General features: G+C 69.4%; 17 protein-coding genes. 6 read left to right on the top strand and 11 right to left on the bottom strand.

The annotated features are described in order from the left end of the window. Positions 1-2: 2 nt before the first annotated feature. From C5E41_RS09125 to C5E41_RS09095, 7 genes are all read right to left on the bottom strand, one after another. Positions 3-1,721: a GAF domain-containing sensor histidine kinase gene (locus C5E41_RS09125; protein WP_104375369.1), complete on the bottom strand. Its 1,719-nt coding sequence runs from the start codon at positions 1,719-1,721 to the stop codon at positions 3-5. A 255-nt stretch (positions 1,722-1,976) separates the two neighbouring features. Then, entirely contained in the window at positions 1,977-2,981 is a 1,005-nt protein-coding gene (locus tag C5E41_RS09120) for an Acg family FMN-binding oxidoreductase (RefSeq protein ID WP_104375368.1), read from the bottom strand. A gap of 85 nt (positions 2,982-3,066) precedes the next feature. After that, complete coding sequence (locus tag C5E41_RS09115) at positions 3,067-3,711, bottom strand: response regulator (protein WP_030516389.1); 645 nt, start codon at positions 3,709-3,711, stop codon at positions 3,067-3,069. A 100-nt stretch (positions 3,712-3,811) separates the two neighbouring features. Beyond that, the gene (locus tag C5E41_RS09110; protein WP_104375367.1) at positions 3,812-4,273 is read right to left on the bottom strand and encodes a DUF2267 domain-containing protein; all 462 of its coding nucleotides are present in this window, start codon (positions 4,271-4,273) and stop codon (positions 3,812-3,814) included. Next, the gene (locus tag C5E41_RS09105; RefSeq protein ID WP_104375426.1) at positions 4,257-4,724 is read right to left on the bottom strand and encodes a pyridoxamine 5'-phosphate oxidase family protein; all 468 of its coding nucleotides are present in this window, start codon (positions 4,722-4,724) and stop codon (positions 4,257-4,259) included. Before C5E41_RS09105 ends, C5E41_RS09110 begins: the two co-directional genes overlap by 17 nt. 146 nt (positions 4,725-4,870) lie before the next feature. Beyond that, a complete protein-coding gene (locus tag C5E41_RS09100) occupies positions 4,871-5,692 on the bottom strand; it encodes a sigma 54 modulation/S30EA ribosomal C-terminal domain-containing protein (protein WP_181063168.1) in 822 nt (273 codons plus the stop codon). 90 nt (positions 5,693-5,782) lie between these two features. Further along, on the bottom strand, positions 5,783-6,391 hold the full coding sequence (locus C5E41_RS09095) for a mycothiol-dependent nitroreductase Rv2466c family protein (protein ID WP_104375425.1): 609 nt from the start codon (positions 6,389-6,391) through the stop codon (positions 5,783-5,785). A gap of 130 nt (positions 6,392-6,521) precedes the next feature. Here C5E41_RS09095 and C5E41_RS09090 point away from each other — a divergent pair, with 130 nt between their 5' ends. From C5E41_RS09090 to C5E41_RS09070, 5 genes are all read left to right on the top strand, one after another. Continuing rightward, the gene (locus tag C5E41_RS09090) at positions 6,522-8,675 is read left to right on the top strand and encodes an MMPL family transporter (RefSeq protein WP_258080846.1); all 2,154 of its coding nucleotides are present in this window, start codon (positions 6,522-6,524) and stop codon (positions 8,673-8,675) included. A 66-nt stretch (positions 8,676-8,741) separates the two neighbouring features. Next, positions 8,742-9,011, top strand: coding sequence for a metal-sensitive transcriptional regulator (locus C5E41_RS09085; protein WP_030516394.1), 270 nt, complete (start codon positions 8,742-8,744; stop codon positions 9,009-9,011). A 37-nt stretch (positions 9,012-9,048) separates the two neighbouring features. After that, the gene (locus tag C5E41_RS09080) at positions 9,049-9,291 is read left to right on the top strand and encodes a YgaP family membrane protein (RefSeq protein ID WP_104375365.1); all 243 of its coding nucleotides are present in this window, start codon (positions 9,049-9,051) and stop codon (positions 9,289-9,291) included. Positions 9,292-9,330: 39 nt separating this feature from the next. Then, positions 9,331-9,735, top strand: coding sequence for a DUF302 domain-containing protein (locus tag C5E41_RS09075; protein WP_104375364.1), 405 nt, complete (start codon positions 9,331-9,333; stop codon positions 9,733-9,735). Positions 9,736-9,790: 55 nt separating this feature from the next. Continuing rightward, positions 9,791-11,041: an APC family permease gene (locus C5E41_RS09070; protein WP_104375363.1), complete on the top strand. Its 1,251-nt coding sequence runs from the start codon at positions 9,791-9,793 to the stop codon at positions 11,039-11,041. A 93-nt stretch (positions 11,042-11,134) separates the two neighbouring features. Here the strand turns inward: C5E41_RS09070 and C5E41_RS09065 are convergent, their stop codons facing one another. The 4 genes from C5E41_RS09065 to C5E41_RS09050 all read right to left on the bottom strand — a co-directional run bounded on the left by C5E41_RS09065 (position 11,135) and on the right by C5E41_RS09050 (position 17,858). Then, the gene (locus C5E41_RS09065) at positions 11,135-12,124 is read right to left on the bottom strand and encodes an Acg family FMN-binding oxidoreductase (protein WP_104375362.1); all 990 of its coding nucleotides are present in this window, start codon (positions 12,122-12,124) and stop codon (positions 11,135-11,137) included. An 82-nt stretch (positions 12,125-12,206) separates the two neighbouring features. Then, positions 12,207-14,537 (bottom strand): phosphoenolpyruvate synthase, encoded by a 2,331-nt coding sequence (gene ppsA, locus C5E41_RS09060; protein ID WP_104375361.1) that lies wholly within the window; start codon positions 14,535-14,537, stop codon positions 12,207-12,209. Between the two features lie 103 nt (positions 14,538-14,640). Beyond that, positions 14,641-16,671, bottom strand: coding sequence for an erythromycin esterase family protein (locus C5E41_RS09055; RefSeq protein ID WP_104375360.1), 2,031 nt, complete (start codon positions 16,669-16,671; stop codon positions 14,641-14,643). After that, a complete protein-coding gene (locus C5E41_RS09050; RefSeq protein ID WP_104375359.1) occupies positions 16,668-17,858 on the bottom strand; it encodes a site-2 protease family protein in 1,191 nt (396 codons plus the stop codon). The genes C5E41_RS09055 and C5E41_RS09050 overlap by 4 nt, the downstream gene beginning before the upstream one ends. A 496-nt stretch (positions 17,859-18,354) precedes the next feature. Between C5E41_RS09050 and C5E41_RS09045 the strand changes: the two genes are divergently transcribed. Continuing rightward, positions 18,355-18,606, top strand: a complete 252-nt coding sequence (locus C5E41_RS09045; protein ID WP_104375358.1) for an SHOCT domain-containing protein — start codon at positions 18,355-18,357, stop codon at positions 18,604-18,606. Positions 18,607-18,611 lie beyond the last annotated feature (5 nt).

Here is an 18,611-nt window from a genome sequence, read left to right as displayed (position 1 = left end):
GGTCAGCCCAACGAGGCAGACCACCGCAGGCGAGTACCGGGCCGGTCCGAACCTTCCGCGCCGGGCGTGGTGCGGAAGGTTCCGCCCAGTGACCGCGCGCGCTCGGCGAGATTGGTCAGGCCGCTGGGTGTGATGTTGTCGCCGATACCGCAGCCGTCGTCGGTGACGGTGATCGTCAGGTCGTCACCGACGCCGATCACGACCTCGAGCGTCGTGGCGCCGGCGTAGCGGACCGCGTTGCTGACCGCTTCCCGTACCACGGCTTCCGCATGGTCGGCCAGCTGCGAACTCACCACCGACAGCGGTCCGGCCACTCGCAGCGAGGTCCGGAGGTCGGCGTCTCCGCACTGTTGGCGGATCGCCTCCTCGATGCGCTGGCGCAACCGGATGCTGGTCCCTCCGTGCAGATCGAAGATGGAGGTGCGGATCTCCTGCACTACGTCTTGTAAGCCATCGATCGCCTCGGTGAGCCGGATTTTGACCTCGGGAACGCGGGTGCGCGGCACCGCGCCCTGCAGCGAAAGGCCGATCGCGAACAACCGCTGGATGACGTGATCATGGAGATCCCGGGCGATCCGGTCCCGGTCGGTGAGTACGTCGAGTTCGCGAACGCGCTGCTGGGTGGCCGCCAGTTGCATGGCCAGTGCGGCTTGGTCGGCGAAGGCGGCCGCCAGTTCCAGCATCTCGTCGTCGTAGGGCGCGGCGTCCTTCGCGCGGACGGCGATGAGAATCCCCTGCGGGGTGTCGCGCGTGTGCAGGGGGACCAGCAGCACGGGCCCGCCGGTGGGGAACAGTTCGGCGAAGTCGAGGTCGCTGACATCGTCGAACCGCAGCGGCTTCCGCTCGGTGAAGGCCGCGCCGATCGTGCCGGTGACTTCGAGGGAACGCCCGGCGGCGTCGGTCCGTTCGCCCGAGGACTGGTCGACGATGAGTTCGGTGACATCCTCGGCAGGCACGTCGGTGTCGGTGACCGTGGCGAGCAGCACCCATTCCGAGCCGGTCAGCACCCGCACGTGGTCGACCAGATGTGCCAGCACGCTGGCGGGCTCGTCCGCGGCGAGGAACTCGGTGGTCAGATCGCGGGTGGCCTCGATCCATGCCTGCCGGTTGCGGGCGGCCTCGTAGAGCCGCGCGTTCTCGATGGCGATACCCGCGGCGGCGGCGAGCGCCTGCACGATCAGCTCGTCGTCCTCGGTGAACTGCTGACCGCCGGCTTTCTCGGTGAGGTACAGGTTGCCGAAGATCTCGTTGCGGATGTGCACCGGAACCCCGAGGAAGGTGCGCATCGGAGGATGGTGGGCCGGGAAGCCGACCGAAGACGGATGTTGGGCGAGATCCTCGAGCCGGATCGGTGCCGGCTGGGTGAACAGCACTCCCAGCACGCCGTGTCCCTCCGGCAGATCGCCGATGAGCCGGCGGGTCGGCTCATCGATGCCCTCGTAGACGAACTGTTGCAGGTGCTCGTCGTGGCCGCGCACCCCGAGTGCGCCGTATTGCGCATCGACCAGGCTGATCGCGGCGTGCACGATGGTGCGAAGCGTCTCGGCCAGGTCGAGTCCCGCGGTGACCGACAGCATGGCCTCGACCAGACCATCCATCCGATCCCGCGAATCCATGATCTCGTCGACGCGGTCGCGCACCTCGGCGAGCAGCTCGCGCAGCCGCAGCTGCGACAGGGTGTCGCGTACCGAATAGGAACCGGTTCGCTCGTCGTCGGGCATGTCGTCAGTCCTGCTCTCCACTGTCCGAATGCGCGAAACGTCGGTGTTTACGCTTGTTCAGAGCCTACCGCTCCGGTTGCGGGGTGCGACAGGGAACAGCGGGCCGGGCGGCGAATCGCCCGGTAGTAGCGGGTACGCCGCCGTCCGGATGGGCCGCTTCCCGCACCCGGGATCGGTCATGCGCAGCGCCACTCGTAGCTACCGCGTGGGTGCCGGCCACGCGATTCCGCGACGTCCTCCGCCCGATGCGGAGCTTCACCGGCCGGTGAAGGTCAGCACCTCGTCCACGTCGCGGCGCGGGGTCGAAGGCGGGCCCTGCTCATCCGTCGGCGAGCTGCCGATGCGGACCAGGACCTGCGGGTAATCGTGATGCGGGAGCAGCGTGGCCAGGGCTCGACGACCTGCGGGCACCTCCGTGAGGTGAGTAACCGGGCAGGTCCCCATCCCGGCGGCGGTGCATTCGAGCAGTACGGCGGACAGCGCCTCGCCCGTGCGGAGCCAGTACGCCCGCGAATCCTCCGGCGAGCTGATCGCGACGAGCCGGGCGTGATCGAGGCGGCCGGGCCGGCGTTCCGAATGCGGGGCAGCGGGGAAAGCCCGGGCGACATCGACTCGCGCGAGTTCGGCGCCGGAGATCAAACCGCTGTCCGGAATGCCCTCGGATGCCTCGAAATGCCCGGCCCACCAGAGCAATTCGTCCTGATACATCCAGTCGTCCCGACGAGCCGCGGTGGCGGTTCGCGAGAGCGCGGCGACCAGGGCCCGGATGTCGTCGGCGAATTCGTCGAAGTCCAGCCCGTGCGGTGTGACGAGTGCGCGCAGCCTCGGTGCCAGTTGCTCCCAGTGACTCGGCGCGTCCATCGGCAGCCGGTCGGTGTACCGGTGGGTGATGGCCGCCGCACGAACCGCGATTCCGTTCGGAGGATCGCCCCACGGCCGGAATTCCAAGACCGCCATGAGGTCCGGCCGTTGGGGATCGGGCATCCGCACGATATCGGTATGCCAGTCGCGGGCGGCGAAGGCGGTGCGAGCGTGATGCAGCACCACGCCGCAACTGATCACCTGCTCGCGGCCGTGCGGATCGGCGCCGGACAGGACGCGGTCGGGATCGGAGTACAGGAGCAGCCGGTGCCGATCGAATATCCAGCGCCAGGGTTGCGTGTTGTGGACCGAGGGTGCTCGTTGCGCCAGCTCGACCACTGCCGCGACCGTCCGGTCGTCGGGCTTGTCGACGGTTGCCGAGTGCTTTGCCGTGGTCATGGTGTCCAGTCTCACAACCACGAGGCAACCCGAATACGGGCGTTGATCCCGGCACGATGGGGCCGATGGTCACCGGCGCGCCGGGCTACTCCGCAGGTGTCCTGGAATGCAGCTTGGTGGCGTAGACGGCCGCCTGGGTGCGGCGCTGCATGCCCAGTTTGGCCAGCAGTCGTGAGACGTAGTTCTTGACGGTCTTCTCGGCGAGGAACATGCGGTCGGCGATCTCGCGATTGGTCAGGCCCTCACCGAGCAGATCGAGCAGTTTGCGTTCCTGCTCGGTCAGCGTCGCCAGCGGACCGTCGGGCTCGGTGCCGTGACGCAGCTGCTCCATCAGTGCGGCGGCGGCGCGGTTGTCCAGCAGCGATTTACCGGCGCCGACGTCTTTCACCGCGCGGGCCAATTCCATGCCCTTGATGTCTTTGACCACATAACCGCTGGCGCCGGCCAGAATCGCGTCGAGCATGGCGTGCTCGTCGGTGAAGGAGGTGAGGATCAGGCAGCGCAGGCCGTCGACCTTGGACAGCAGCTCCCGGCACAGCTCGATGCCGTTTCCGTCGGGAAGACGGACATCGAGCACCGCGACATCGGGGCGCAGCGCGGGGATGCGGGCGAGGGCCTGGGACACCGATCCCGCCTCACCGACGACCGACAACTCCGGGTCTCCGTCGAGCAGGTCGCTCAGCCCGCGACGGACGATTTCGTGGTCGTCGACCAGGAACACCTTGATCATGGCGAGTGCGTCCAATCGAGAGAAGCGATGAATGTACTCACCATAATCGCCTGATCAGTGCCTCATCATGGACGAAAGTCCTTTTCCTGGTTGCCGGCATCTAGGCATCGCCGGGAATCGTCGCGGCCGTCCCGTTGAGTTCGCTGCCGAGCAGTACCGCACGCAGTGGCTCGGGCACCACCGCGAGGACGTGGTCGAGGTGTCCGGGGGAGAACACATCGGACAGTGCGATCGTCACCGCGCCGATCAGCGCCACCGCCTCGTCGGCGGATACACCCGCCTCATGAGCGAACGCGTCGACGAAGGACGTGACGTCGTGGTGCATCGGAACATGGGCGGGCACCCAGCCCTCGTAGAAGATTCCGCGGAGCAATTCGGGCAGTTGAGCGCTGAAATGCGCGGCGACGGCAACGTCGAGGCGGTCGCGCACGGTGTGCAGCCAGGCGCGCAGCGCACGCAGCGCGAAAGCGCGGTCCTCGGTGGCCAGCCGGTCGGCGACGGTGCGCAACCACGTGTGGGCGGTGTTCAAGGCCGGCGCGAACGGATCATCGTGGTATGTCATGGTTGTCGACTTTCGGCGAGAGGGTCGGTGGCGCCGGCGGTCCGGGAGTATCCGGTGCGCCGACGAGGCGGATACCGGTCACGATGGTGGGTTCGATTTCGACGACCGTATCCATGGCCGCCGCTATCCATGGTGGCAGCAATCGCTCGTATCGCGCGACGCGGTTCGGGTCGGCAACCGGCCGCGCCAGACCGGTCACCACGACCGACCAGCCGGTGCGGGTGCCGGGGTCGATCTCGTCGGCTTCATAGGCGACGACCACACCGGGATCCGCTCGGATCGCCGAGGTCAGCCGGGACGTGAGCCGAGTGCGTACCACCACGCGCCCGTCGGCTTCGACGAAATGATTGACCGGGCGAATGGCCGGCAGCGCGTCGCGGGTGAAAACAACTCGGCCGTAAGCAATTCCGGCCAGCAGCCGCATCGCCTCGGCACGCTCGAGGGCGACCATGGAGCTGGATGCGCCGTCGTCGGTGCGATCGGGCGGAATCACGATGTGGTACCTCTCGGGAGCTGAGCATCCGGTCTGTCCATGCCACCACCGCGCGGGCGGCGCTGGTAGGGGCGAAAGTCCACCACTGCGAGGCCTTCGCCGGCTCATCGTCGCGAGGTGATGAATCCGTAGTGACCGTCGTAGCGGTGGTAGAACACACAGCCGCGGTCGAGTTCGCGATCGCGGTAGAAGAGGAACGGTGAACCGCTCAGCTGCAGCCGGGCCAGGGCCTCCGCCCGTTCGAGCACCGGGGCCGGGGCATCGGCGACGGCGAGCGGCAGATTCGCCGAATCGGCGGTCGCCGTGCGCTCATCGAGCCGAATCAACCGATACCGGCCGCCGGTGGTGAGCGCGAGCACGCTTTCGGTATCCGCGCCGGACTCGGTGAACAAGCAGAAGTCGTAATCCATCAGCGCCATATCGGCCCCGGCCTCCGCCGCGGTGCGGTCTAGCAGATGAAAACACTTGGTGCGCATGATCTTCCGTTGCGTGACCGGACGGAGGTAGAGCAGTGTGGCGGCCCGCGGTTCACACCGGTGTTGCTGGGCCGGCCCACCGCCGATCGGCATGCGCAGCCGAGTGCGAGTCCGTGTCTGCAGCTTATCCACCGCCTCGCGCGCCGTTGCCGCCGTCACCTGCACCCGCAGCTGTCGCGCGGCGACGATGTCCGCCTGCGCCACGAAGGGATTCGCGAGCGCCGAGTCGCGATGGTCGGCCAGGCGAACCCGGATCGACACCACCGGCGACGGTGCGCAGCGGAGGGCGTCGCCGATGCGCCGTCGCGCGTACTCGCCGAACATACTGGGAACTCGGTCACCGAGCCGGATGTCGACGGTGGGCAGGTTGTACCCGGGGCCCTGGACGACGGATTCGGCGCGGAATACGGTGCCGTGCCGAGCGCCCGGCGCGGTGCTCGCGAAGTTCATGGTCACGCTCCTTCGCGTCGATACCACCGCATCGCCGGCGCTCGGGACAGGGCCGAAGGTCATCGGCCCGCCTCTTCTTCGTCCGCGCCGTCAGGCGCCGGCGGCGGGTTCGGTGGCGTCCGGCGGCCCGGAGTACGGACTCTGCACAGCCGCGAACGCCGGCGTGGCGGCCAATGTGACCAATGCCTCGAACAGCTGCTTTCCCTGCTGCGGGTCGGGAATCTTCGTCAGGACGGGCCCGGAGAATCCGCGGCCCTCGACGACAGCGATCGGACTCCCGCTGGGCTGTCCGAGGACCTGCTGGGCGGCCTGGTGGGTCTCGGCGACGGACTCGTCCAGGCGGGCGTCGTCGGCGGCCTCGGCGAGCGCCGGGTCCAGATCCAGGCGGGCGAGCATGGCCGCGATCGTCTCGTCGGTGATCGGTTCCTTGCGGGTGTGTGCCACGGTTCCGAACTCCTGATACAGCCGGTCGAACCCGTCATCGCCGTATCGGCGGGTGACGGCGGCGAAGACCCGTCCGAGCCGCCGGGATCGCTCGATCATCGGCCGATGGTCGGCATCGACGTCCTGCCCCTCGTTGAGTACGGCCAGGCTCATCTGCCGCAGCGTGACGCGAGCGTCGGCGCTCGTCTGCAGCCAGCGTGCGGTGACCCAGCTGAACGGGCAGACCGGGTCCACGTACAGCGCGATATCCGTCATGTCGTCTCCTTTCGCATCCATTGCCGGTGTACCCGCCTGTGGGCGAGCGCACCTTTGCGTCTCATATACCCCCTGGGGTATGTTGGCCGCTAGACCAAATATACCCCCTGGGGTATCGAAGGGAGGCGTGATGACCGAATCGCAGGTTGTGTCACCGCCGGCGGCCACCACGCGGGGCTCCGGCGGAATGCTGGGCAGACTGGGGGCCGCCATGGCCGGCCACGCCCGGATCGTGTTCGGGGTCTGGCTGCTGGTGCTGGTGGCGCTCGGGGCCGCGGCGCCGAGCGTGTTCAATTCCCTCGCGGGCGCCGGCTGGCAGGCGAACGGGTCGGATTCGGTACGGGTTCGCGAGCTGGCACAGCAGCACTTCGGCGGCAATTCGTCGGCCGCGGTGCAGGTCGTGGTGCACTCCGACACCTGGACCGTCGAGAGCCCGCAAGTGCAATCGGTGCTGGGCCGGATGACCGCGATCTTCGCCGGTGATTCCCGATTCGGCGAGGTGGTGGCGCCCCAGCCGGGGATGTCGATCAGCCCCGACGGGCACACCGGAATCCTCATCGCCGGCGCCGCGGCCTCGACCGACGACATGGTGAAGGCGGTCGATACTCACAAGGACGCGCTGACGGCGTTGTCCGGCAACGGAATCGAGGTCTATCCCACCGGCGCGTCGGCGCTGTGGAGCGACTTCAACGAGGCCAACCACGATGCGATGCTGAAGGCCGAGATGTTCTCCTGGCCGGTGACCCTCGCCATCATGGTGGTCGCCTTCGGCTCGCTGGTGGCGGCCGGACTGCCGTTGCTGCTCACCCTGGCCGGCTTGATCGCCTCGGCCGGTGGGCTGGTGCTGCTCAATCACGTGACGCCGATTTCGGTGTGGGCCATGAACTTCGCCATGATGTTCGCCCTGGCGCTGGGCATCGACTACGCCCTGTTCATCGTCGCCCGCTTCCGCGGCGCGCTCGCGGCGAGTTCCGATCCACGCGCGGCGGTCGCCGAGACCATGAGCACGGCGGGTAAGGCCGTGGTGCTGTCCGGGCTGACGGTGCTGGTGAGCCTGTCGGCCGTGCTCATCGTGCCGGCTCCGGCGGTGCGGACGATGGCGGTCGGGATCATGTTCGCGGTGGCGTTCGTGCTGCTGGCGACGCTGACCCTGTTGCCGGCCGCGCTGGGCGCGCTGGGTAGCCGGATCAACGCCGGGTCGCTGCCTCGCATCGGCAGCCAGCACCACCGCTCACCGCGGTTCGCGGCCTGGGGCCGGATCCTGCACGACCGGCCGTGGCCGTTCGCGATCGCCGCATTGCTGGTCCTGGTCGCGCTCGCGATCCCGGTGACCGGATTGAAGGTCGCGATGCCGTCGATCCAGGTCGTGCCCGCGGACGCGCCGGTTCGTCACGGTTACGAACTGGTGCAGGCGCAGATGGGCGAAGGCGCTCCCGGAATGTTGCAGATCATCGCGCCCGCAACGGAATCCGGCGCGGTGGCGAACGCCGCCTCGGCGGTGGACGGCATCGCGATGGTCACTCCGCCGCAAGTGGCCCGCGACGGAAGCGGACTGGCGATGATGCAGGCGCTGCCGAGCGTCGACCCCTCCGACGCGCGGATGACCACGATCCTCGATAACCTGCGAGACCGGCTGCCGGCCGGAGCGCTGGTCGGCGGTGCACCCGCGGAGAATCTGGATCTGCAACACGCCCTGAACCACTATTTCCCCATCATCGTGGGAATCATCCTGGTGCTCGGCTTCGCCCTGCTGCTGGTGGCGTTGCAGGCTCCGCTGATCGCGGCGCTGGGCACGGTGGTGAGTCTGCTGTCGACGGCCGCGGCGTTCGGAGTGGCAAAGCTGATCTTCCAGGACGGGCACGGGGCGGGCCTGCTCGGTTTCAGCCCGCAGGGGTTCCTCGACGGCTGGGGTCCGGTGTTCTTCTTCGCGATGATCTTCGCCATCGCGATGGACTACACGGTCTTCCTGCTGGCGACGGCGAAGGAGCACTACGAGCGGTCCGGCGATCCGAGTCGTGCCCTGGTGGACGGACTGGCCCATTCCGGCCGGGTGATCTTCGCCGCCGCCGCGGTCATGGTGGCGGTGTTCTTCACCTTCTCGCTCGCCGATCCGCTGCCGCCGAAGGAGATGGGCATCATCCTCGGTGTGGCCGTGCTCCTGGACGCCGCCGCGGTCCGCCTGGTGCTGCTGCCGGTCCTGTTGCGGCTGACCGGGCATCGTGCCTGGGCATCGCCGCGGTGGTTGCGCCGGATACTGCCGTCGATCAGCTTCGCGCATGACTGACGCCACAACCTTCAGCATACCCCCAGGGGTATGCTGAAGGGGTAGGCGACGAGAGGACGGACAGCCATGGTCGGCAACGAGGAAACGATCGCACAGGTACTCAACCGGTTGCGCCGCGCCCAGGGGCAACTGGGCGGTGTGATCGCCATGATCGAGCAGGGACGCGACTGCAAGGACGTCGTCACCCAGCTCGCGGCGGTGTCGCGGGCCCTGGACCGGGCCGGATTCAAGATCGTCGCGACCGGCCTGCGTGAATGCCTCACCGGCGAGAGTGCCGACGGCGCCGAACCGATGAGCGAAGCCGAACTCGAGAAACTGTTTCTCGCCCTCGCCTGAAAAGCGAAGGCGCCCAATCTATCCGGGAAGTGAACGCATGCTGAACCTACCTCGCCACCAGGGCTGGTCCATCGCCCGCGTCGTACCGCTGCTGGCCGGCACCATCGTGCTGATCGGTGTGGTCGCGGCCGCGGCCTGGTCGGGCTGGTGGCTCGTTCTCACCGGGTTCGTCGGCGTGAATCTGCTGCTGTACGGCGTTGCGGGCTGGTGCCCGGCGACCCTGCTGCTACGGCGGCTGGGCCTGCCGGCCACGGCCGGTTGCGCCGTTTCGCGGACCTGACCCGGTTACCACCCCCCATCGAAAGGAAAGCGGGCGATCATGAATCTGGCGATTTCCACCACGCTGCACACCGACCGGTTCGACGATGCCGTGGAACGGACCCGGGCCGCACTGGCCGAGCAGGGCTTCGGAGTGCTGACCGAGATCGATATGGCCGCGACCCTGAAGGCCAAACTGGGCGAAGAAATGGAGGACTACCGCATCCTCGGGGCGTGCAACCCGCCGCTGGCGCATCGCGCGGTCGGCGTCGATCGCCGCATCGGATTGCTGCTGCCCTGCAACGTGATCGTGCGGCGCGACCCCGGCGATGCGGGCGCCGTCATCGTCGAAGCGATGGATCCCGAGGTTATGGTGCAGGTCACCGGCGATTCGGAACTGCAGCCGATCGCGACCGAGGCCGCCGCGAAATTGCGCGACGCCATCGACGCTCTCACCGAGGCCTGACGGCGGCTACTCAGCCGGCACGCGTGCGCGAGTGAAGTCCGCTATCTTCGAGCTCATGGACTCCGAGGCGACGGCCGGCCTGCGCCGTCGGCTCGGCCTCGGCGACGCGGTGGTGATCGGGCTCGGGTCGATGATCGGCGCGGGAATCTTCGCCGCGCTGGGCCCGGCCGCGGCGGCGGCCGGATCGGGATTGCTGATCGGCCTGGCGATCGCGGCCGTCGTCGCCTATTGCAACGCCACCTCTTCGGCCCGGCTGGCCGCGCGCTATCCCGCCTCCGGCGGAACCTACGTCTACGGCCGGGAACGCCTGGGGGAGTTCTGGGGGTATCTCGCCGGCTGGGGCTTCGTCGTCGGTAAGACCGCCTCGTGCGCGGCGATGGCACTCACGGTCGGTGCCTACGCCTGGCCCGATCATGCGCACGCGGTGGCCGTCGGGGCGGTGGTCGCGCTCACCGCGGTGAACTATCGGGGCGTGCAGAAGTCGGCGCTGCTCACCCGGATCGTCGTCGCGGTCGTGCTGGCCGTCCTGGCCGCGGTCGTCGTCGCGGCCTGGGCCGGCTCCGCCGCCGACGTCGGCCGGTTGGCGATCGGATCCGACACATCGGTGCGCGGGATTCTGCAGGCCGCCGGGTTGTTGTTCTTCGCCTTCGCCGGCTACGCCCGCATCGCCACTCTCGGTGCGGAGGTCCGTGACCCCGCCCGCATCATCCCGCGTGCGATCCCGCTGGCTCTGGGCATCACCCTGGTCGTCTACGCGGTGGTCGCCGTCGCGGCGCTGCTGGTGCTCGGCCCGCACGAATTGGCCTCGGCCACAGCGCCGCTGGCCGATACGGTGCGCGCGGCGGGCCGGCCCGAGCTGGTGCCCGTGGTGCGCGCCGGGGCGGCCGTCGCCGCGCTCGGCTCACTGCTGGCATTGATCCTCGGGGTCTCGCGCACCACCTTCGCCATGGCCCGGGATCGGCATCTGCCGCATCGGCTGGCCGCGGTGCATCCGCGTTTCGCCGTCCCGCATCGAGCCGAACTGGTCGTCGGCGCGGTGGTGGCGGTGATCGCCGCGACCGCCGATATCCGCGGCGCGATCGGGTTCTCGTCCTTCGCGGTGCTCGGCTACTACGCCGTCGCGAACGCCTCGGCCTGGACGCTGACCCCGGCCGAAGGCAGACCGCCGCGTGTGGTTCCGGTGGTCGGCGCCGCCGGCTGCGCGGTGCTGGCCTGCACCCTCCCGCTCACATCGGTGGTCTCGGGAGCGGTCGTGCTGGCGCTCGGTGCGGCGATCTACGCCGCGCGACGGTCTCGCGCGCGGTAACGCCGCGCCCGGACGTCCCGCGCGGGCCGGCGCCGTGACGAACACCGCGGGCGGGTGCGGAGACGGCGAGCGATTCGCCGGCCGAGGCATCGGTCAGCCGGCGCCGTCGGTGACGCGCAGGATCTCGCGCAGCGGCAGTCGCGGCGTCGGTTCCGGGTGCGGTTGATTCTCCGGAGCCCGCCCGACGCGAATCAGCACCTGTGGGAAGGCATTCCGGCCGATCAGCCGCGTGACGACGCTGCGACTGCGCGGAACTTCCGTGAGATGGGTCAGCGGACAGGTGGCGTAGCCGGCGAGGGTGCATTCGAGCAGGACGGTGGATAGCACCCGCCCGCAGGCCAGCCATTCGGCGGGACTGTCGCCGTAGGTCGACAGCGCGAGGATCTTCGACCGGTCGGCGTGCACCTCGGTACGGCGTGATTCGCCGGTGATCGTGGGCAACCTCCGCCCGACGTCGACGCGTCCGCGTTCCTCCTCGCTCACCAGCGCATCGCGGGGGACGCCGGTATCTGCCACCACATGCCCTGTCCACCAATGCAATTCGGCGTGATAGTCGGCATCGTAGCGGCGCACCGAGGCGGTCAGCTCCGAGGCTCGGGCCAGTTCGGCGCGGCTGTCGTCGGGCAGGACGTCGACGATGGCGTCCTCGGGGTCGAACACCGTGCGCAGGACGGTCTCGAACGGCTCCCACCCCCCAGGTTCGTCGAACGGGAGCCGGTCGGTGTAGCGGCGCGCCATGGCGTCGGCGCGTTCGCGGTCACCGTCGGTGATGTACGGCGAGGGCTCGAAGCGCACATCGGCGAGGTGGGTGTGGTCGTTGGGGTTCGGGAAGGTCGCCACGATCGTGCGCCACCCCTGAGCGGCCATCGCCGCGCGCAGGTGGTCGAGCACGATGCCGCAGCTGATTACGAGCTGTCGGCCGGTGCTGTCGGTGGTCGGCAACATGCGTTCGTGCACGCTGAACAGCCGCAGCTGCGCACCGTCGAACGCCCACCGCCAGGGCTGGCTGTTGTGCAGCGACGGCGCACGGCCGGCCATCCGGACCGCTGTCTCGACGACGTCGCGTGTGGGCACTGTGTTCATATGTCGACGGTAGGTTCGCGGCGCGCGCGGCGGAGGGGCCGTTGGTCCCGAGGTGCCGCGACCATGGTCCGCGGCACCGGCCTCACGGCTGCCGGTCCTCGCCACCGTGCACGCACCGTTCGAGCAGCAGCCGGCGCTCGGCGGCGGCCACCGTGCGGCGGGTGTTGCGGACCGCGTCCGGGGTGACCGAAATCGAGGTGATTCCCGCCGCGACGAGATGTTCGGCGAACTCGGGCCGGGTGGACGGGGCCTGCCCGCACAGCGACGACGTGATACCCAATTCGCGTGCGGAGGTGACGATGCGCCGGATGGCGTGCAGGACGGCCGGATCCGATTCGTCGAACAGTTCGGCGCATTCCTCGGAATCGCGGTCCACACCGAGGATCAGCTGGGTGAGATCGTTGCTCCCGATCGACACCCCGTCGATCCCGAGCCGCACGTATTCGGGCAGCCAGTGCACGACCGACGGCACCTCGGCCATGATCCACCGGTGCATACTCCGGTCGTGGCCCAGCGGCGAGGCATCCACCAGTTCCAGGCACGCGGCCAGCTCCCAGCGGGTGCGCACGAACGGGATCATCAGATGCAGATTCGGGGTGTATTCGCGCACGCGTGCCAGTGCCGCCAGTTCGAGCCGGAACACGTCCGGTTCGTGAACGTAGCGGTAGCAGCCGCGGTAGCCGATCATCGGGTTGCGTTCGTTCGGCTCGAAACCCTCGCCGCCGGTGAGGGTGCGAAATTCGTTGCTGCGCAGGTCGGTTGCGCGGTAGACGACCGGCCGCGGGGCGAAGGCCACGGCGATGCGCCGCAGTGATTCGGCCAGGGTGGCGACGAATCCGCTCTCGTCGCCGGCGGCGATCACCGCGCGGGGATGGCGGCCGCCCAGCGCGCGCGTCAACAGGGTTTCGGCGCGCAGCAGGCCGACGCCGTCGACGTCGGAATCGGCGACGCGCTCGGCGATGTCGGGCAGGGCGAGATTGACATAGATCTTCGTTCCGGTGGTTTCGGCCGCCGAAACCACCGCCGGCGCGGTGATAGCCGCGGCGGGCGCGGAGACGGCCGCGGCCCCGGCAGTCTGCTCGTCCGGGCTGTCCGCGCGAATCCGGCCGGCCTTCGCGTCCACCACGATGCGTTGTCCGTCGTGCAGGGAGGTGGTGGCGGTCCGCGCGCCGACGATGCAGGGAATGCCCAGTTCGCGGGCCACGATCGCGGCGTGGCAGGTCATGCCGCCGCTGTCGGTGACCAAGGCCGCCGCCCGCGAAATCGTCGGCAGCCAGTCCGGATTCGTCATCGGTGCGACCAGGATCTCGCCGTCGCGCAATGCCGATCCCTCGGCGGGTGAGTGCAGGATGCGCACGGCGCCGCGGGCTCGTCCGGGAGCCGCGGGCAGGCCCTGCAGCAACACGGCGGCCGACGTTGGTTCCGGTGTCGCCGAAGGCATTTCGTCGGGCAGGGTGGTGATCGGACGCGCCTGCACCAGCCACAGCCGCTGGTCGTCGAAGGCCCACTCGATATCCTGCGGACTGCCGTAGTGCTGCTGGACCTCGAGCGCCAGGCGCGCGACCGCGGTGGCCTCGTCGGTGGACAGTACCGGCCGATGCGCTTCGTCGTCGGGGATGTCGACGCGGCGGTCACCGTCTTCGCCGGCGTAGATCGCGAAACTTTGGGCGCCCCTGCGGGATTCCGTCAACGTCGGGCCGTCCGCCGCGAACACGTAGGTGTCGGGCTCGACCGCGCCGGATACCACCACCTCACCCTGTCCGCGCGCGGCGTCGATGACGACCCGGTCGCGCCTGCCGGTGGTCGGGTCGGCGGTGAACGCCACGCCCGCACATCGGACGGTGACCATCTGTTGCACGACCACCGCCATCTCCGGCCGCCGGTCCATGCCGCGGCGGGCGCGGTAGGTGAGAACGCGCGGGGTGAACAGGGAGGCCCAGCATTGCCGGACCGCCTCGAGAAGCTCGCCGTCGCCGCGAATATTGGTGCGCGAGAGGTTCATTCCGGCGAAGGAGGCATCGGCGCTGTCCTCGCCGACCGCCGAGGACCGGACCGCCACGCACACCCGGTCGCCGAGCCGGTGGTACGCGCCGACGATCGCGTCCTCGATCGCCCCGTCGATCCGGGTCTCCCGTACCAGGTCGCGCATGCGCGAACACAGTCGGTCGAGCTCGCCGCGGCCCGCGTCGTCGGTGGCGCCGGCGCTGCGCAGCGCCTCGGCGTGCAGCGAGTCGAGCTCGGGCCCGTGCGGCCCGTCGGCGACGGCGGTCTCGTAGGTCGATCGCAGGATCACGAATCCCGGCGGGACCGGAAGGTTCGCGGCGACCATCTCACCGAGATTGGCCCCCTTCCCGCCCACCTGGCCGGCATCGCTGAGCCGAATATCGTTCAGACTTGCCACATAGTCGCCCATTACGGCTCCGATCTGCTGGAAGTGTCTCGATGCCCAGACTCGCGCGTCACGCCGTCCGGGAACATGGCCGAAGGTCCTCGATCCGGACGCCCACCGCCCCGGATCACAGACCGCTGGGGTAGGTGTCCGGTGTGCTCGCGGCGGTCCATCGGTGTGACGGTTCCAGTGGCCGCAGGGCGGTGGTCCGGTCGATGTGGATGATCGCGTCGTAGCGGTCGGCCGGCCGCGAGTGGAAGTAGTGGCTGTGCCGCTCGGTGGTGGGCTGGTAGATCACGCCTATCGCGCGTTCGAGCCGGGGATCGCGCAGCAGTTCGGTGGCGGCGCCGGCGGTATCGGTGCGGATCAGGAAGCTGTCGCGTCCGGTGTCGTGCAGCAGCTCCTCGACGCTGCTGCGCAGTGCCGGGCGGACGACCTTGCACTCGGCCTCGCCGTCCCATTCACTCGCCGCGGTCACCGTGCCGTGGCTCGTGGTGAAACCGATGCTGCGGCAATCGTTTCCGTGCCGTTCGCGGACGAGCTGTCCCAGTGACAGCTGGCCCTCGGCTCCCATTTCCGTCGCGCGGGCGTCACCGATATGGGAATTGTGCGCCCAGACCGCTACTCGCGCGGGAGTGCCGTCGCGCCCGAGGTGGGCGGCCAGCGCGTCGAGGGTGTCGGCCATATGTTCGTCACGCAGATTCCACGACGAGACCCGATCGCCGAACATCGCTCGGTAGTAGGCCTCGGCATTGCGGACCGTCCACGCGTTGCGCAACGCGTCGAACGAGGCCTCGCCGTCGCCGGCCTGCCGGTGCGCCACGGCGTTGCGTTGCAGGTCGACCAGCTGGCGCACCACCTCGGCCTGACACGAGTGGCCCGCACCGAATGCGGCGCCGAATCCGTAGGCCTGCCCGTCGTGGTCGCTGGTGCGATCGAAACAGGCGTAGCGGTGCTCGGCGCGTTGCGCCGCAGCGGGATCGACCTGCCACAGATAGTCGATCACGTGCCGCATCGAACGGTGCATGCTGTACAGGTCGAGCCCGTAGAACCCGGCCTGCGGCGCGCCGATCCGGCGCTGGTAGTCATTGTGCAGCCGCAACCAGCCCACGAAGTCGCGGACCACGGTATTGCGCCACATCCAGGTGGGGAAGCGTTCGAATCCGCGCAGCGCGAGGGTGGGGGAGGAGTCGTCGATGCCGCGGACGAAGCGGTCGACGAGGTAGGCGTCGGGCCAGTCCGCCTCGGCGGCGACCGCGGTGAAGCCCTTCTCCGAGATGAGCCAGCGTGTGATCGCCGCGCGGGCGGCGTAGAACTCGTGGGTGCCGTGCGAGCTCTCGCCGATCAGGACGAACCGGGCATCGCCGATGAGCTCGTCCAGCACGTGGTACGGCGGCACGCCTTCGGGAGCCTCGGTCGCGGCCGCATCGACCACAGCGGCGGGATCGGTGACGGTGGCGGAATCGGTGCCGGTGGCCGGCGCGCCGACGGTCGGCGTCGTCAGCAGCTGCCGCACCTCGTCGTCACCGACCTGGGTGAAATCCCAGAACGACTCGCCGACCGCGAGGAACGGCGAGGGCATGGTGGCACAGACCATTTCGTCCACCAGCGCGTCGAACTCCCGGCAGGTCGATTCGGGGGCGGCCGGCACCGCGACGACGATGCGGTCGGGCTCACCCGCGCGAATCGCTTCCACCGCCGCGAACATGGTGGCTCCGGTCGCCAGACCGTCGTCGACGAGGATCACCGTGCGGCCCGCGATCGGCGCCGGCGGCCGGTCACCGCGATAGGCGCGTTCTCGCCGCGCCAGCTCCGCCGCCTCCTCTCGCGCGACGGATCGGATCTGCTCGGCGGTCACATGCAGGCCGCGGATCGCATCGTCGTTGACCACGATCCGGCCGTCGGGGGCGAGGGCACCGAGGGCGAATTCCGGATGTCCCGGTGCCCCGAGTTTGCGGACGACGAGCGTGTCCAGCGGCGCGTGCAGGGCGGCGGCGACCTCCCAGGCCACCGGTACCCCACCGCGGGCGAGGCCGAGGACGACGACACCGGAGTGGTCGCGGTAGTGCTCGAGCAGCCCGGCCAGCACACGACCGGCCTCGCGGCGGTCGCGGAAGATCGGCTGCGAGGAATCACGCAGGACAGGTGCTGCCGTCATGGCTGTGTTCTCCAGGAGTGAGTAGTGGTGACCGGCGGATGTGAGGCGGGCGCGGCGCTGCCGGCGGGCAGGCCGAGCGCGGAGCGGTCGCAGGCGGTCGCCAGATCGGTGGCGGTGACGACGCCGGTCAGCCGACCGGCCGGGTCGACCACCGTGATCGCATCGAGTTTGGGGCGCAACACGACTCGGGTGGCGACATCGGCGAGCAGATCGTCCTGTCCGACGATCGCCGCCGTCCGTAACGGACGTGCGACCGAGCGCAGAATCGTCGTATCACGAGCCGGTACGGCGGTCGCGGTGAGATCCGACCACGCGACGACCCCGATCGGATGGCCGGCGGCGTCGACGACCGGAAATATGCTGTGACCGGTGTGCGGGGCGTCGGAGGCCAGCAGTTGGGTGATCGTCCAGTCGCCCGGCACCGCCATCGGATTCGCGGTCATGACCTCGCGAACCATAGTGTTTCCCAGCTGATGCCGCAGTCCCGCTGCCGCGAGTTCGCTGTTGGCGGCGGTCTGCAGGAACCACCCCAGCAGCATCAGCCACAGCCCCCCGAACTGGCGGAACACGATGATGTCGACGGCGCCCAGCACGACGAGCGCGGTGCCGAGCAGCCGGCCGCCGCGCGCGGCCACGGTGGTGGCCCGCAGCCGGTCGCCGGTCCGCCACCAGACGACGGCCCGCACCACCCGGCCGCCGTCGAGCGGCGCGCCGGGCAGCAGATTGAACAGTCCCAGAACGATATTCGTGGCCGCGAGCCAGGCGAGCGCTGCGGTGACGGCGCTGTCGGGTCGCCCGCTGTCCACGGCCACCGCGACGGCGGCGAACAGTCCGCCCAGCACCAGACTCGTCGCCGGACCGGCGATCGCGATCCGCAAATCGCTGCGCGCGTCGGGCGGCTCGTCGCCGAGTTCGGAGGCCCCGCCCAGCAGCCACAGCACGATGCGCTCGACCCGCACCCCGTGGCGTCGGGCGACGATCGAATGGGCCAGTTCGTGCGCGGTCAGGGAGGCGAACAGGGTCACCGCGGCGAGCGCCGCGACCGTCCACGTGAAGGCCGGGCTGCCGCTATTGCGCAGCTGTACGCCGAGCAGCCAGACGAACAGCGCCACGGTGACCAGCACCGACCAGTGCGCGCCGATGCGGATACCCGCCACCCGGCCCAAAGGGATTGTCTCGTGCAACATCCGGCCACCTCGTTCCCGGTGTCATCACACCGGTCCGCGGAACATTTCGGGTCGTCGCGCGCCCGGCCGGGCCACACGCCGAGGCGCATCGATGCGTCGAGCCGCCGATCAGCGCGCCTACTGCCAGTCTGTGCCGATGCCGGCCCCTGGGGGAGGGGCGAGATTCCCGGCCTCCCGGGACCAATGTCCCTCGGGGCCGCCGAGCACATCCGGGTCGGCGCCGGACGCTCAGGCGGGGGACCGACGACCGGTCGGTGAGGTCTTTCGCCCCTGCCACCGGCCGGCCGCGTCGATCAGGCTGGATCTCGGACGCGGACGTGAACCCGCGCCCGGAGGAGATGGTGGAGATGGATATGCAATCGCCGATGATGCAGGCCATGCACGCCGTGATGATGTGGCTGCACCAGATGGGGGTCTGCCCGATGCAGATGCCGATGTGATCTCGGTCTGTTCCGAGGAGTACGCGGATCCACCGATGGAGTGAGGAATTACGGCGATGATGATGTGGTACGGCACCGGCCTCGGCGGTTGGGGTTACGGGTTGATGTTCGCGGGCATGGTGATCTTCTGGGTGCTGGTGGTCGTGGTGATCGTGGCCCTGCTCCGCTACGCCGGCCGGCCCGATGCCGCCGCCCTCGACCGGAACGGCCGGGGGCCGTCCCCGCAACAGATCCTCGCCGAGCGCTTCGCCCGTGGTGAGATAGACGACGAGGAATACACCCGTCGAATGCGGACGCTCGGTCCCTAGCCGGC

Origin of the sequence: Nocardia nova (genome assembly GCF_002933465.1) — a bacterium.
Taxonomy (GTDB): Bacteria; Actinomycetota; Actinomycetes; order Mycobacteriales; family Mycobacteriaceae; genus Nocardia; species Nocardia nova_B.
This window is presented reverse-complemented; position numbering and strand designations above follow the sequence as displayed.